Raw genomic sequence first — 14,062 nt, forward strand, 5'->3', positions numbered from 1 at the left:
CCGGGGCCTTCCCGGGCACGCCCGCCGGGCGTGCCCCTACTCCCCGTCGAGGGCGGCGTCGGCGCCCTTGATGTGCCGGGCCGGATTGTGGCCCTCGTCCAGCAGTTCCAGCGCCCACAGCATCTCCTGGGTGCCTTCGTGCTTGACCATTCCCGGGCTGACGCCGAGACGGAAGGCGCCTGGTGCCGGCCTGCCGTCCCCGGTGCGGGGCAGGACGTCGAGCGGGCCGGGGCCGTCGGAGAAGTAGACGGCGCAGTCCGACAGCACCGCCACCGGGAGCAGCGCGTCCTCCGCGAGCATCAGGTGGCCGACCGGGTCCGGGGCGTGCTGGGCGGCCAGCGCGGTCTTGAGGATCTTGCGGTGCATGTTGACCCGGGCGGCGGAGACGACGGCGGCGCGGATGTCCGGGCGCCAGGTGGGACGCTCCAGCGCCGGCCACGGCTCCCCAGGCTTGTAGTGGGCGCCCTGGGGGCGTTCGCGGAGCTTGCCGATGCCGCCCTTGACCGTCGACTTGATCGCCGACAGCACCGCGGCCATGCCCGGGTCGGCCTGCTTGTGGTGCTCCATCGCCGCCAGGAACTCGGCCTCGTCCATGCCGCTCACCACTCCGAGGTCCGCCATCGTCGCCTTGTACGCCTCGGCCAGACGCCTGTACCAGGGGTCGAGGTACGGGCCGGACTCGGGGCGGAGCCACGCCTCGATCGGCCGGATGCTCACCGGGAGCCGGTAGGTGTCGACGAGCTCGGCCGCGTAGGCGACGGTCGGGGTGGCGTACCAGGCCGGTCCCTCGGGCCGGGCGCCGTGCGGGGTGAACGGCGACGGCAGGCGCGGGTCCAGCTCGATGCCGGACAGGTCCACCAGCCACGCCCCGGGCGTCTTCCTGTCGAACACGGGCCGCTCGACGTGGACGGGCGCCCCCAGGCCGACGGGCAGGCGGTTGGCGGCGGCGAGGAACGCGGTGTTCACGTCGATGCCCACCGCGTACCTCCTCGCGCACTCGGCGTCGGTGAGCAGCCGCGGATCCCGGATCCACTCGTACGCCTCCTCGTCCAGCACCTGGTCGGGGGTGCGCTGATGGCCGCGGGGGTGGAGGGCGGCGACGACGGGGTGCTCGTCCGGCGCCTCGGGCGGGGCGGGATCGACCGGGGCGGTCAGCGAGCCGGGCACCGGCCCGGAGGTCCATCCGCCCGTGGACTCGTCCCGCACCGCGCGGGTCGGCGGACGCAGCGCGGTCATCAGTTCCAGCCCGCACACGGCCGCCGAGCCGCGCGGGGTGATCACCCGCTCCGCGTAGGCGCCGAGGACGCGGGCGATCTCTGCCGGGTGCATCCGGTCGGTGGCGCCCCAGGCCCGGGAGTCCAGGGCGTCCCACGGCAGGACCGCCAGTTGCACGCACTGCCGGCGGCCCCCCGCGGCGGGGCGGTAGACGCGGGCCCACGGACCGAAGCCGCGCCTGGTGAGCTGCCACTTCGCCTTCGTGATCGCCTTGACCACCGGGTGGTTGTCCGGGAGCCGCAGCCCCCGCCGGTCCTCCAGCCGCTCGGGCAGCCCGAGCCGCCGCGCGGCCGACGCGGTGAGCACGACCAGGGGGTCGGCGTCCTTCCCCGAGGGGTGGAGCCGGGGTGCGCCCAGCCTCGCCTCCGCCAGGGTCCACTCCACCAGCTCCGGGACCGTGGTGGCGGGGCAGTGCAGCACCAGCCCGCCGACGCAGTACGCACTGCCGTCCCCGTCGACGACGGCCAGCGGCCCGTGGGAGAACCGGGGATCGGCGGACACCTCGGCGGGGGCGGCCATCCTCGGGGAGGCCGCCGAGGAACTCTTCCCCTTCGGAGGGGGGTTTTCCCTCGCCGGGCGGTGCGACGCGGAGGCCGTCCCGGGTGTGCGCGCCGGGCGCGTCCGGCCGGTGTCCTCCTCCGGGGGCCTCCGGGAGGCGGGAGCGGGTCCGGTCGTGTCGCCGGGGGCCGGGGGGTCCGGCGGCGCGGCGGCCGGCTCGGCGGTCCCGCCGACGGACGGCACCTCGGCCGTCTCGTCCGCCTCGTCCGTCCCGTTCCCCGCGGGGCCGGAGCCGTCCGGCTGCCGCTCCCGGCCGGGGGCGGGGTACTTCTCCGCCCATCCCTCCAGCAGCCGCAGATACGCCTGGCGGCGCGGCGGGCGCGGCTCGGACCGGCCGGCCTCCCAGTTCTTCACCGTCTGCGTCGTCGTCTGCAGGGTCTGCGCGAGCCTGGCCTGGGTGACGCCGGCCGCCTCGCGCAGCCGGGCGCGCTCCTCAGGCGGCGGCATCTCCGGCTCGCCCCGCAGCAGCGCGTCCACGGCCGCGAACAGCTCTTCCTGTGTGGGCATCGCTCACCTCCCCGGTTCTCATCGTATCCCGGATTTATCCATGAAATTATCCTCTTGATTACTGTTCCATTTACCCTCTCGGGGTCGGGCGGGGCGGAAACCGCGCATCCCCCGAACCGTCGGCGGGTGAACAGTGGCGAGGCGGCAGGTCGAACCGCGCCCCGGCACGGGCCGGAGCCGGGCGGCGGTTCCCGCGCTCCCACGACGGCGAGGCACCGCCCGGCGCAAGGCGCCGCGGGCCCCGTTGCCATGGCCGGGCCCGCGGCGCCTTGCGCCGGGCGGTTCCGTACCCGGTGGTGCGGCGCCGCAGGGCCCTGGCCGGTATTCCCGGACCGGCATTCCCGGAGGACCGCGGCAGCCAGAGGCGCGTTCTCGCGCAGCGGGTCCGGCACACAGGGATCGGTGAGAGCCGCGTACGCCGGGGCGGTGAGGGACCGTGCGGTGGCGGAGGAAAACCCGGACGCCACGGCCGAGCGGATCCCGGCCCGGTGGGCGAGGGCCGGCTGCGGGCCCTCGGCAGCGTCGGAGCGGTACCGGGGAAGGGCCGGGCAAGACGGGCACCGGGCCGCTCCGGCAGCGCCTCGCGCCGCCGGACGTGCCGGGCGGTGGCCGGCGGCCACCGCCTCGCCGCCTGGGGCCGTGCCGCCCGGTCCGTGCGCACCGGCCGGGTTGCTCGCCCTTCCGGGCCTTCCCCTCCTGCGCGCGGCCTCCGTGGAGTCCGGCCCGGGGCCGGCAGGCGGCGCTCCGCCCCCGGGCCACCGAGCGCCGCCGGGCAGTACGGCACCGGACGGGCGGGCACCGGACGGGCGACCGCGGTGGGCCGGTGCGTACGGGCAGTGGGCCCTCCTCTTCCCCTCTTCCTCGGGGCGGCCCTGTCGGCTTCGTCGGGTTCCTCGGGGCGGCCCTGCCGGCGGGGAGGAGGGGCCCGCGGGGCGGGGCCGGTCCCGGTGGACACGGCCCCGCCCGGTCCGGGGGTCAGCCCGCCCAGACCTCGGCTTCGTCGGCCGGGACGGTGGTGGCCAGACCGAGTTCCTTGCGGGCGGGGACCGTCTCGTTCGGGTCGAGGCCGGTGAAGGCGGGGTCGTAGGCGGTGTAGAACGCGTCGGCGTCGCCGGCGTCCGCGGCCTTCTTCCAGTGCTCGGCGGCCTTCTCCAACTGGGCGCGGAGCTTGCCCGTCTCCGCTCCCTCGATGTCCCGCAGGCCCTTCAGGTGCGCGTCGAGGGCGGTCGCGACGGCCTTGGCCTGCGCCTTGAAGCCGTCCAGGTCGTCCTCGACGTGCTCGGCCTCGGGCTGCTTCCCCCACAGGGCGTTGTAAACGGCGTTCGAGCCGTCCAGGTACGTCTTCTGCTCCGGCGTGAGGGACTTCGCGTCAGCCTTCAGCGAGCCGGTGAACGTGCCCGACTCCTTGGTGTAGGTGCAGCTCACGGCGCGGTCGCCCGTCGCCCAGCTCTCCTGGGTCGGGGTGTAGTAGAAGATGCCGACGCCCTCGGGGAGCGCCCAGGTGTCCGGGGCGAACTTGCCCGCCTCGACCGGGCACCGCTCGTCGGCGATCGCCCAGATCGCCTCCTCGCCGGGGAACTCCCCTCCCTTGTCGAGCTTGAACTCGCCGACGACCTGACCCTGGTGCGGCTCGTCGCACGGCACGACCTCGATGGCGAACGCCTCGCCCTCGGTCGCCTTGCCGTTGGGGTTGTAGCAGTCCCCCGGCTTGAGGGAGAACACCGAACGCTGGCGGGCCACCTTCTTCGCGCCCTCCTTGGCGTCGTCGATGAGTTCCCCGCATCCCGTCGCGCCGACCGCGAGCAGGGCGACAGCGGCGGATATGCCCCACAGGGGACGGGATGAGATGCGGGATGCCATGAGACACACGTCCTTTTACAAAAATCTTATGAATGGTGCGCGCAGCATATAGCCCACCTGCGACAAGGAGTCACTCAGGAGTCGCCCCCCGGGGTCGGGGCCGCCGGACGGCCGGCCCGGCGGGCGGACGGGCGGCGTCTCGTACGCCCGCCGGAGGCGACCTCGGCGGCGCACGGCGGCGCGCGCCCCGGCGCCGGCCCTCCGGGGGCCGATCCGCCGGCCGTGGCTCCCGGCGGCCTTCGCCACTCCCCCGCCGGGACGGGCGCGCGGGAGGGCCCGCTCCCGGAGGACACGGAGCGCGGTACCGGCCTTGAAGGACCTCCGCGGCGTCCCCTCCGTCCGGCGGCCCACGGGGTGCGGTCGGCCACCCGGCCGAGACAAGGAACGCTTTGCCGATCCTTTACGCACCTTTGCCCGATTTATTTTGTCTTCAGCAACCAACTAATTTATGGTTGCTTCATGCAACAAACGGGAGGCGCGGAGGCCGGACGCCGGTTCGAGGAACTGGCCCGGCAGCTCAGCTCCATAGGGGCCGTGAAGCGCGGCCTGGGACGCGCGCTCCCGCAGGACTGCCCGGCAGGCTCCGCCGCCGTGCTCGCCGCGCTCGGCCGCGAGGGCGAGATGCGGATGAGCCGGCTGGCCGAGCTGCTCGCCATCGACACGTCGGTCACCAGCCGGCACGTCGCCCACGTGGCGGAGCGGGGCTGGATCGAGAGGTCCCCCGACCCCGCGGACAAGCGCTCGCGGATCCTGCGGCTCACCCCCGCCGGCAGGCGGAAGCTGGCCGAACTCTCCGAGTGCTACGTCCGGACCCTCGCCGCATGTCTGGCCGACTGGTCGGACGACGAGGTCGACCGGCTCAACGCCATGCTCGCGCGGCTGCGCGACGGCTTCGGCGACTGCCGCACCGTGCCGCGGCCCCCGGACGCCGGGGATCCGCGGCACTGACCACCCGTACACCCGTGCAAGAGAAGGAAGTCCATGGCCACATCCACACCATCCGGTGTGCGGGGCAGCCGCCATGCCAGGCACGGAGCAGGCTCCAGGAGCGATGCCCCGATGTCGCACCGGCAGATCATGGAGGCGCTCTCCGGGCTGCTGCTCGGCATGTTCGCCTCCGTCATCGCGTCGACCATCGTCTCGAACGCGCTGCCCGAGATCATCGCGGACCTCGGCGGCGGGCAGAGCGCCTACACCTGGGTCGTGACCTCGTCGCTGCTGACGATGACGGCCTCGACCCCGCTGTGGGGCAAGCTCGCCGACCTGTTCAGCAAGAAGGCCCTGGTCCAGCTGGCCCTGGTCGTCTACATGGCGGGGTCGGTCGTGGCCGGCCTCTCCCAGAACCCGGGCACGCTGATCGCCGCACGCGCCGTGCAGGGCCTGGGAGCGGGCGGTCTGGCCGCGCTGTCCCAGATCATCATGGCCGCCATGATCTCCCCGCGTGAGCGGGGCCGGTACTCCGGCTACCTGGGCGCGACCTTCGCCGTCGCCACCGTCGGCGGACCCCTGCTCGGCGGCGTCATCACCGACACCTCCTGGCTCGGCTGGCGCTGGTGCCTCTACGTGGGCGTGCCGTTCGCGCTCGTCGCGCTCGTCGTCCTGCAGAAGACGCTGCACCTGCCGGTGACCAGGCGGAAGGTGAAGGTCGACTGGGCGGGCGCGTCCTTCATCACCGCGGCCGTCTGCCTGCTGCTGGTCTGGGTGACCTTCGCCGACGACAAGTACGCCTGGCTCTCCTGGCAGACCGGCGCCATGGTCGGCGGTTCGGTCGTCCTCGCCCTGGTCTTCCTGTTCACCGAGACGAGGGCGAGCGAGCCGATCATCCCGCTGCGGCTGTTCCGCAACCGCACGATCACCCTGGCGTCGCTCGCCTCCCTGCTCGTCGGCATCGCGATGTTCGCCGGCACCGTGTACTTCAGCCAGTACTTCCAGCTCGCCCGGGGCCAGTCGCCGACGATGTCCGGCGTCATGACGATCCCGATGATCGGCGGTCTGTTCGTCTCCTCCACCGTCTCCGGCCTGGTCATCACCAGGACCGGCAGGTGGAAGGCGTGGCTGGTCGCCGGCGGTGTGCTGGTGACCGCGGGCCTGGGTCTGCTCGGCACCATGCGATACGACACCCCGTACTGGCGCCTGGCCGTCTTCATGGCCGTCATGGGCCTGGGCATCGGCATGATGATGCAGAACCTGGTGCTGTCCACGCAGAACCAGGTGGAGCCGCAGGACCTCGGCGCGGCCAGCTCCGTGGTGACCTTCTTCCGGTCGCTCGGCGGCGCGGTGGGCGTCTCGGTCCTCGGGTCCGTGATGTCGTCCCGGATCAGCCACTACGCCGAGGACACCGTCTCCTCCCTGGACCCCGCGCAGCGGGCGGCGGCCGGCCGGGCCATGGGCAGCGGCGAGCTGCCCGACATGGACCTGCTGCCCCCGCCCGTCCGCACCTGGCTGGAGAGCGCCTACGGGCACGGAATCGCCGACGTCTTCCTGTACGTCACGCCGATCGCCTTCCTCGCCTTCCTGGTGACGCTGTTCATCAAGGAGGTCCCGCTGCGGACGTCGGGCGCCCTCGCGCAGGCCGCCGAGCAGCGGCCGGCCGTCGTCCCGGCCACGTCCAAGGCCCCGGCTGAGGAGGAGAAGGAGGCCGCCGCGACCGCGGAGACCGCCACGGCCGTCGAAACCGTGGAGGCGGTGGCCGCGGTGGGAACCGGGTTCCCGGAGGAGCTCGTCCCGAGCCGGAGCGCCTCCGCCTCCCCCACCGCCGTCGAGGAGGGCACCGAGGGCGCACAGCGGTCGGCCGTGACGGCCACCGTCGCGGCCGCGGGCGAAGGGGCGGGCGCGTCCTCCGGCGGGATCCCGGTGCGCGGCCACGTCCGCGGCGCCGAGAGCGCGCCCGTGCCGCGGGCGGCGGTGACGCTGATCTCCCTCACGGGACGCCAGCTCGGCCGCTCGGTCGCCCGGGGCGACGGCGCCTACGCCCTCGACGCCCCCGGCGCCGGCTCCTACGTGCTGATCGCCTCGGCCGACGGCTTCCAGCCGCAGGCCTCCACGATCGTCGTCGACGGCGAGCCCTTCACGTACGACATCCTGCTGAACGGCACGAGCGGGCTCAGCGGTGTGGTGCGGGCCGCCGGCAGCGGCGAGCCGGTCTCCGGCGCGATGGTCGTCGTGACCGACGTCCGCGGTGACGTCCTGGCCACGGGGCAGACCGACGAGCTGGGCGTCTTCTCCTTCGCCGAGCTGGTGCCCGGCCCGGTGACCCTCGCGGTCAACGCCGCCGAGCACCGTCCGGCGGCGCTCCCCGTCGAGGTCGGCGGCACCGGGGTGACCCGGGTCGAGGTCGAGCTGCGCGCCGGCGCGCAGGTGCAGGGCACCGTGCGGGCCGCGGGCGGACCGCTGAACGACGCCCGGGTCACGCTCGTGGACGCCGCGGGCAACGTGGTCGCCACCACGACGACCGGGGCCGACGGGGCGTACGCCTTCACCGACCTCGACAGCGGCGAGTACACGGTCATCGCCACCGGCTACCCCCCGGTGGCCACCGGGGTCCGCGTGAGCGGGCGCGGGGTCGAGGACCACGACATCGAGCTCGCCCATCCGGGCGAGTAGCCGGACTCCGGTCCGCGGGGCGGCGCCGTGAGCGGAAGGCGCTCCCCCGCGGCCGGACCGAGGCCCCCGGGGAGATCGCGGGAGGCAGGGGACGGCCCCTCGCGAGATCCCCGGGGGCCCTCTGCCCGGTGCGCCGGTCCGGCGCACCGGGCCGGGGCGGCCCGGCGCATGAACGGCCGCGCCCCCGGGGCGCGAGGAAAGATGGGGAACGGGATGGGACTCAACGCACGGATCCGCACGCGGGACGGCTGGGCCGTACCGCACGCGGTCGTCACGGTGACCGACATGACCGGCGCGCAGGTGGTGCGGGCCGGCGCGGACCAGGACGGGGTGGTGCGCGACGCGACGCCCCTGGCGCCCGGCCCGTACACGGTCATCGTCACCGCGCTCGGCTACGCGCCGACCGCGTCCACCGCGCTCGTCACGGCCAGGGGCCGCACCGAGGTCGGCACCGTGGTCCTCGCCCGCCGGGGCGGCGCCGAGCTGCCGCCCCCCGGCACCTGGACCATGGACCCCGCGCACTCCTCGGTCGGAGCGGTCGCCCAGCACCTGGGCATCTCCAGCGTGCACGGGCGGTTCACCGACTTCGCCGGGCGCGTCGAGGTCGCCGAGGACACCGGGAGGTCCGGTGTGGCCGCGGTCATCCGCGCGGCCTCGATCGACACGGGCAACGGCATGCGGGACAGGCACCTGCGGTCCGCGGACTTCCTGGACGTCGAGCGGTATCCGGAGATCACCTACCGCTCGACCGGGCTGAGCCCCGCCGGCCCGGACCGCTGGACGGTCCACGGCGCGCTGGGCATGCGCGGTGTCGTGCGCCCGGTCGACCTGGACCTGAACTACCTGGGCACCAGCCCCGACCCCTGGGGCGGGGTGCGGGCGGCCTTCCGGGCGACAGCGGAGCTGCGGCGCGAGGACTTCGCGATGAACTACAACCAGGTGGTGCAGGCGGGCATCGCGGCCATCGGCACGACGCTGCGGGTGGAGCTGGACATCCAGGCGGTGCGGGGGGAGCTCCCGCCGCAGGCGTAGCCGCCGCGGGGACGGCGGGATGCCCCCGGAGGCCGCCGCCGTCCGCCCACGGCCCGCGGTCCCGCCCCGTCCGGCTGCGGGCAGGTCTCCTCGGCCTTGACGGCCCCGAGCGTCACCGGCCGCCCGTCGGGCCTCGCTCCCCCGGCGTGGCTCCTGGCCGCAGACCTTCCGGTTGGACTCCACGAACACGATCCGGTCCCGGCCGGTGGCGTCCTCCACCAGGGGGGACGTGTCGGAGGGCAGGGCCCGGCGGGCGGCCTTCACCCCCTGCCGGCGAAGTCGGGCATCGTGCCCGTGGTGCCGGCCCTGGCGTCGCCGGCGCCCTGGCCCCCCGGCGGCGCACGGCGGCGGCCCCGGGACCGTCCCGCGGCCGGCGGACCGGCCTTCCCGGGTCAGGCCGGGGCGCGGTCGCCGCCCTCGTACGGGCGCCTGCCCCCGAACGCCGCCAGCGTCCGCTCCAGCAGCGGCATCGCCCTCACCACGCGCCGGGTGCGGATCAGCGCGTCCCAGACGGGTTCGAACTTCTTCCAGCCGCCCGCGTAGGCCAGGTGGCGGAGCCGCTCCCGCCGTCCCGGCTGGGACGCCGATCCCCGCCAGATGTTGGGCCAGCGGTAGAAGTCCCGGTAGGCGCGCCAGTACCCGTCCTCCAGCTGGCGGGCGGTCATCCCCTTGGGCCGGTAGACCACGTGCCGGGTGTCGTACAGGTCCCAGTCTCGGTGGAGGATCCTGCCCTCGGCCTCCAGCTGCCGCCACAGCCCGGTCGACGGGTACGGCGTCATGATGTGGAAGGTGGCCGTCTCGATGCCCTGCTCGACGGCCCACTCCACCGTCCGGTCGAAGACGTCCGGGCCGTCGTGGTCCAGCCCGAAGACGAAGCTCGCGTTCACCATCACACCGGCGTCGTGGAGGCGCCTGACCGCGGCCGCGTAGTCCCGGCCGATGTTCTGGTCCTTGCGGCGCTCGGCGAGGTTGGCGCCGTTGACCGTCTCGAACCCCACGAACAGGCTGCGCAGTCCCGCGTCCGCGGCGCGTTCGACCAGGCCCGGTTCCAGGACCGACTTCACCGTGCCCGCCGCCTGCCAGAGCCGTCCCATTCCGGCCATCCCGTCGAACAGCGCCTCGGCGAAGCGCCGGTTGCCCAGCAGGTGGTCGTCGAGGAAGTACAGGTGCCTGCCGGGCAGCCGCTCGATCTCCGCCAGGGCGTCGTCGACCGCCTGGGTGTAGAACGACTTCCCGCCCTCGAAGAAGGCGTCCTTGTAGCAGAAGTCGCAGTGGTGGGGGCAGCCGCGCGACACCACGATCGAGTTGGGCACCAGGTAGAGGTGGCGCTTGATCAGGTCCCGCCGCACCGGCGGCAGCCCGGTCAGCGTCCGCTGCCGGGAGTCGTAGCGCCGCGCCGGCACGCCGTCCCGGAAGTCCTTCAGGAACAGCGGCCAGGTGTCCTCGCCGGGGCCGGTGAAGACCGTGTCGGCGTGCGCCGCGGCCTCGTCCGGCAGCGATGTCACGTGCAGCCCGCCCATGGCCACGTGGGCGCCGCGGGCCCGGAAGTGGTCGGCTATCTCGTAGCCGCGCCGTGCGGAGGTGATGTACGGCTGGACGACCAGCAGGTCGGGGGTCGGCAGCGACTCGATGTCGATGCGCTCCACGTGCTCGTCGTACAGCAGCACCTCGTCGTCCGGGTCCAGGTGGCCGGCGAGGGTGGCCAGTCCCAGGGGCGGGAAGAGCGAGTACTTGATCGGCCGGAACAGCGGGCTGGTCGCCTCCGTCAGGGCCGGGAGGATCATCATCACACGCATGACCGCTCAGACTCCCCCGGGCCCGGCGGCAGTTCCGCCGGGCCCGTATCCGGCCGGTCCCGGCGCCGGGGCCGGCGTGGTGCACACTGCGGGGATGACCCTCCCCACCGTCGACGAGGCGCGAGCGCTCCACGAGAAGTACGCGCCCACCCCGGAGTCCCTGGAACTGGTGCGCACCCACTGCGAGATCGTGTCCCGGATCGCCCTGCGGCTCGCGGGCCGGGCCGGACTGCCCGTGGACACCCGGCTGGTGGAGACCGGGGCGCTGCTGCACGACATCGGCGTCCACCTCGTCGGCTCCGGCCCCTACATCCGGCACGGCGTCCTGGGGTACGGGCTGCTGCGTGCCGAGGGCCTGCCCGAGGCGGTGTGCCGTTTCGCCTCCCGCCACACCGGCGTCGGCCTGACCCGCGACGACATCCGCTCCCAGGGGCTGCCGCTGCCGCCCGGCGACTACCTCGCGGAGACCCCCGAGGAGCGGCTGGTGATGTACGCGGACAAGTTCCACTCCAAGACCAGCCCGCCGACGTTCCTCGACGCCGCCGCCTACAGCGCCGACGTGGCGCGCTTCGGGCAGGAGAAGGCCGCGGCGTTCGCCGGTCTGGTGGCGGAGTTCGGCGAGCCCGACCTCGAACCGCTCGTCGCCGAGTACGGCCACGCCCACCGCAGGGGCGTGCCCGCCGGGCGCCGCTGACGTCCCCCGCGCCGGGCGGCGCGCGGTCCGCGCCGGTCCCCGGACGGAGGCGTCGGCCGCGTACCGGCGGGGCAGTCTCACCGGGCGGCGGGCCGTCACGGCGGCACACGACCGTCGCCGGCGCGCCACCGGCAGGTCGCCCGGGCGTTCCCCCCGGTCCGCCGCGCCGCCGCACGCTTCGTCGTGCACGGGGTCGTACACGGGCCGTCGGGCCCCTCACGGAAGGTGGATCATGGTGCGCCGTCTCCTGTCCGGGCGTTCCGGACGTTCCCGCCGGTACGGGCTGCCGGCGGCCGTACTCGCCGCCGTCTGCCTGGCGTCGGCCGCCCCCTCCCCCGCCTCCGCCGCTCCGGCGCACTCCGCCGGCGGCGGGCACGGCCGCGGGCACCACCGCTTCGACCTCCAGGCCCACCGCGGCGGTCTCGGGCTCGTCGTGGAGAGCACGCTCGCCTCCTTCGCGAACGCGCTCGAGACCGGTGTCGGCACACTGGAGCTGGACGTGCAGATCACCAGGGACGGCCAGGCGGTCGTGACCCACGACCGGCGGGTCTCCGCCGCCAAGTGCCGCGACACCGGGCCGGTCCGGGAGGGGGATCCGCAGTACCCCTACGTGGGCGACTACGTCGTCGACCTCACCCTCGCACAGGTGCGGACGCTGGACTGCGGCTCCCTGACTCTTCCGCAGTATCCGGGCCAGCGCCCCAGTCCGGGGGCGCGGATGCCGCTGCTGTCGGAGGTCTTCGCCCTCGTGGACCGGTACAGGGCGCACAAGGTGACGCTGAACGTCGAGACCAAGGTCGAGGCCGCCGCGCCGCACGAGACCGCCCCGCGGGAGCGGTTCGTCCAGGTGGTGGCGCGCGAGGTGCGCAGGGCCCGCAAGCTGGACCGGGTCACCGTCCAGAGCTTCGACTGGGGCGCGCTGATGCGCATGCGGCAGGTCGAACCGCGGCTGCCGATCGTCGCCCTCACCAACGGGCAGCAGTTCCTCCAGGCGGGCATGCCCGGCAGGTCGCCGTGGCTGGGCGGTCTCGACATCGACGACTTCGGCGGCGACCTGATCGCCGCCGCCGACTCCTTCGGCGCGGACGCCGTCTCGCCCGTCCACGGGGACCCCCAGGGCGGCGCGGTGGGCGACCCGGACTACCGGCCGTACGTGACCCGGGCGATGGTGGCCAGGGCGCACGCCGCCGGCATGCGGGTGATCCCGTGGACGGTCAACGATCCGGCGACCATGCGCAAACTGATCGACGACGGGGTCGACGGCATCATCACCGACTACCCCGACCGGCTCCGCGCCGTGATGGCCGAGCGCGGCATGAGGCTGCCCAGGGCCTACCGGGCCCCCGGCAGGCCCTGACGCGGGCTGCCGGCGGGGGTTCCGCACGCCTGGCCGATCAGGTACCTACTAGGTACCATTCGGGGCATGCCGTCGTTGAACATCACCTTCACCGAGGAAGAGCTGGAGGCGGTCCGCGCCGCCGCGGCCGCCGAGGGCAAGTCGCTCAAGCAGTACGTGCACGACCTGCCGCTGCGCGAGAAGCAGCGCCTGCAGTTCGTCGGCTACGCGCTGGCCTGGGGCGACGACCACCGCAAGGAGTTCGACGAGGCGTTCCCCGACGAAGTGCCGCCCGCCCGCCGCCCCAGGGGAGCCGAAGCCGCCTGATGGCCCCGCTGTACATCGACGTCTCCTGGCTGCTGGACGTCCAGGAGGAGGCCGTGCCCGAGGACCTGTCGGTGGCCGACTACTCCGCGCTGGTCGCCGCCGTCGCCCGCCACAGGACCCGCATCCCCCACCCGGACGCCGCCGACCCCGATCCGGCCTGGCGGGCCGCCTCCCTGCTGCACACCCTGGTGCGCCTGGAGCCGCTGCCGTACCGCAACAGCCTGTACGCCTGCCAGGTCACCGCCGCCTACATGCACGCCTGCGGCGAGGGCATAGACCCCCCGTACGGGGCGCTGGTGGATCTGGTCCGCGACATCCGGGACCGCGGGGCCGGGGTCTACCAGGTCGCCGAGCGCATCCGCGCCTGGCGCATCTGATCCGGCCGGGGCCGATCGCGTAGAGTCGGCGGATGGCGAAGTACTTCGACGTGCACCCCGACAATCCCCAGCCGCGCACCATCGGCAGCGTGGTCGACAGCATTCGCTCCGGCGCTCTCGTCGCGTACCCGACGGACTCGTGTTTCGCCCTGGGCTGCCAGGTGGGCAACCGTGACGGCATGGCCCGGATCCGGTCGATCCGGAACCTCGACGACCGTCACCACTTCACCCTCGTGTGCCGGAACTTCGCGCAGCTGAGCCGGTTCGTGCGCCTCGACAACGACGTGTTCCGCGCGGTCAAGGCGGCGACGCCCGGAAGCTACACCTTCATCCTCCCCGCGACGAAGGAGGTGCCGCGCCAGCTGATGCATCCGAAGAAGAAGACGGTCGGGGTCCGGATCCCCGACCACGTCGTCACCCAGGCCCTGCTCGACGAACTCGGCGAGCCGCTGCTCTCCAGCACGCTGCTCCTCCCCGGCGAGGACGAGCCGATGACGCAGGGCTGGGAGATCAAGGAGCGGCTCGACCACGTGGTGGACGCCGTGGTGGACTCGGGCGACTGCGGTACGGAGCCGACCACGGTCGTCGACTTCTCCGGCGGCGACGTCGAGATCGTACGCCGGGGAGCGGGCGACACCTCGCGGTTCGAGTAGCCGCGCCGGCGCCGCGCTCCGGCCGCTTCCGGGGACCGCGTCCG

11 protein-coding genes are annotated in these 14,062 nt (G+C 74.1%); 8 read left to right on the forward strand and 3 right to left on the reverse strand.

Annotated features, from left to right (window positions below; all coding sequences use genetic code 11):
- Positions 1-36: 36 nt before the first annotated feature.
- Positions 37-2,340: a telomere-associated protein Tap gene (tap, locus tag ABD358_RS20075; RefSeq protein WP_344632464.1), complete on the reverse strand. Its 2,304-nt coding sequence runs from the start codon at positions 2,338-2,340 to the stop codon at positions 37-39.
- Positions 2,341-3,315: 975 nt separating this feature from the next.
- On the reverse strand, positions 3,316-4,200 hold the full coding sequence (locus ABD358_RS20080) for a septum formation family protein (protein ID WP_344632465.1): 885 nt from the start codon (positions 4,198-4,200) through the stop codon (positions 3,316-3,318).
- A 459-nt stretch (positions 4,201-4,659) separates the two neighbouring features.
- Here ABD358_RS20080 and ABD358_RS20085 point away from each other — a divergent pair, with 459 nt between their 5' ends.
- The 3 genes from ABD358_RS20085 (at position 4,660) to ABD358_RS20095 (ending at position 8,835) form a co-directional block, all read left to right on the forward strand.
- Positions 4,660-5,148: a MarR family winged helix-turn-helix transcriptional regulator gene (locus tag ABD358_RS20085; RefSeq protein WP_344632466.1), complete on the forward strand. Its 489-nt coding sequence runs from the start codon at positions 4,660-4,662 to the stop codon at positions 5,146-5,148.
- A gap of 111 nt (positions 5,149-5,259) precedes the next feature.
- Entirely contained in the window at positions 5,260-7,803 is a 2,544-nt protein-coding gene (locus ABD358_RS20090) for an MFS transporter (RefSeq protein WP_486388652.1), read from the forward strand.
- Between the two features lie 213 nt (positions 7,804-8,016).
- Entirely contained in the window at positions 8,017-8,835 is an 819-nt protein-coding gene (locus tag ABD358_RS20095; protein WP_344632468.1) for a YceI family protein, read from the forward strand.
- A gap of 392 nt (positions 8,836-9,227) precedes the next feature.
- Here the strand turns inward: ABD358_RS20095 and ABD358_RS20100 are convergent, their stop codons facing one another.
- Positions 9,228-10,631, reverse strand: a complete 1,404-nt coding sequence (locus tag ABD358_RS20100) for a B12-binding domain-containing radical SAM protein (protein ID WP_344632469.1) — start codon at positions 10,629-10,631, stop codon at positions 9,228-9,230.
- A 94-nt stretch (positions 10,632-10,725) separates the two neighbouring features.
- On the opposite strand from ABD358_RS20100, the gene ABD358_RS20105 reads away from it, so the two are divergent.
- From ABD358_RS20105 to ABD358_RS20125, 5 genes are all read left to right on the forward strand, one after another.
- Positions 10,726-11,325: an HD domain-containing protein gene (locus tag ABD358_RS20105; RefSeq protein ID WP_344632470.1), complete on the forward strand. Its 600-nt coding sequence runs from the start codon at positions 10,726-10,728 to the stop codon at positions 11,323-11,325.
- A 232-nt stretch (positions 11,326-11,557) separates the two neighbouring features.
- Entirely contained in the window at positions 11,558-12,682 is a 1,125-nt protein-coding gene (locus ABD358_RS20110; protein WP_344632471.1) for a glycerophosphodiester phosphodiesterase, read from the forward strand.
- A 66-nt stretch (positions 12,683-12,748) separates the two neighbouring features.
- Positions 12,749-12,988: a hypothetical protein gene (locus ABD358_RS20115; protein WP_344632472.1), complete on the forward strand. Its 240-nt coding sequence runs from the start codon at positions 12,749-12,751 to the stop codon at positions 12,986-12,988.
- Positions 12,988-13,365, forward strand: a complete 378-nt coding sequence (locus ABD358_RS20120; protein WP_344632473.1) for a toxin Doc — start codon at positions 12,988-12,990, stop codon at positions 13,363-13,365. The genes ABD358_RS20115 and ABD358_RS20120 overlap by 1 nt, the downstream gene beginning before the upstream one ends.
- 32 nt (positions 13,366-13,397) lie before the next feature.
- Positions 13,398-14,018 carry an L-threonylcarbamoyladenylate synthase gene (locus ABD358_RS20125; protein WP_344632474.1) on the forward strand — a complete coding sequence of 207 codons (621 nt, stop codon included), beginning with the start codon at positions 13,398-13,400 and terminating at the stop codon, positions 14,016-14,018.
- Positions 14,019-14,062 lie beyond the last annotated feature (44 nt).

The sequence above is a fragment of the Streptomyces glaucosporus genome (assembly GCF_039533345.1).
In the GTDB taxonomy this organism is placed as follows: domain Bacteria; phylum Actinomycetota; class Actinomycetes; order Streptomycetales; family Streptomycetaceae; genus Streptomyces; species Streptomyces glaucosporus.

What these genes read in the sequence shown, in the direction of transcription:
- ABD358_RS20080 (WP_344632465.1), bottom strand. Translation starts at nt 4,200, where the DNA reads ATGGCATCCCGCATCTCATCCCGTCCCCTGTGGGGCATATCCGCCGCT.
- ABD358_RS20095 (WP_344632468.1), top strand. Translation starts at nt 8,017, where the DNA reads ATGGGACTCAACGCACGGATCCGCACGCGGGACGGCTGGGCCGTACCG.
- ABD358_RS20110 (WP_344632471.1), top strand. Translation starts at nt 11,558, where the DNA reads ATGGTGCGCCGTCTCCTGTCCGGGCGTTCCGGACGTTCCCGCCGGTAC.
- ABD358_RS20115 (WP_344632472.1), top strand. Translation starts at nt 12,749, where the DNA reads ATGCCGTCGTTGAACATCACCTTCACCGAGGAAGAGCTGGAGGCGGTC.
- ABD358_RS20120 (WP_344632473.1), top strand. Translation starts at nt 12,988, where the DNA reads ATGGCCCCGCTGTACATCGACGTCTCCTGGCTGCTGGACGTCCAGGAG.
- ABD358_RS20105 (WP_344632470.1), top strand. Translation starts at nt 10,726, where the DNA reads ATGACCCTCCCCACCGTCGACGAGGCGCGAGCGCTCCACGAGAAGTAC.
- ABD358_RS20100 (WP_344632469.1), bottom strand. Translation starts at nt 10,631, where the DNA reads ATGCGTGTGATGATGATCCTCCCGGCCCTGACGGAGGCGACCAGCCCG.
- tap (WP_344632464.1), bottom strand. Translation starts at nt 2,340, where the DNA reads ATGCCCACACAGGAAGAGCTGTTCGCGGCCGTGGACGCGCTGCTGCGG.
- ABD358_RS20085 (WP_344632466.1), top strand. Translation starts at nt 4,660, where the DNA reads ATGCAACAAACGGGAGGCGCGGAGGCCGGACGCCGGTTCGAGGAACTG.
- ABD358_RS20090 (WP_486388652.1), top strand. Translation starts at nt 5,260, where the DNA reads ATGTCGCACCGGCAGATCATGGAGGCGCTCTCCGGGCTGCTGCTCGGC.
- ABD358_RS20125 (WP_344632474.1), top strand. Translation starts at nt 13,398, where the DNA reads ATGGCGAAGTACTTCGACGTGCACCCCGACAATCCCCAGCCGCGCACC.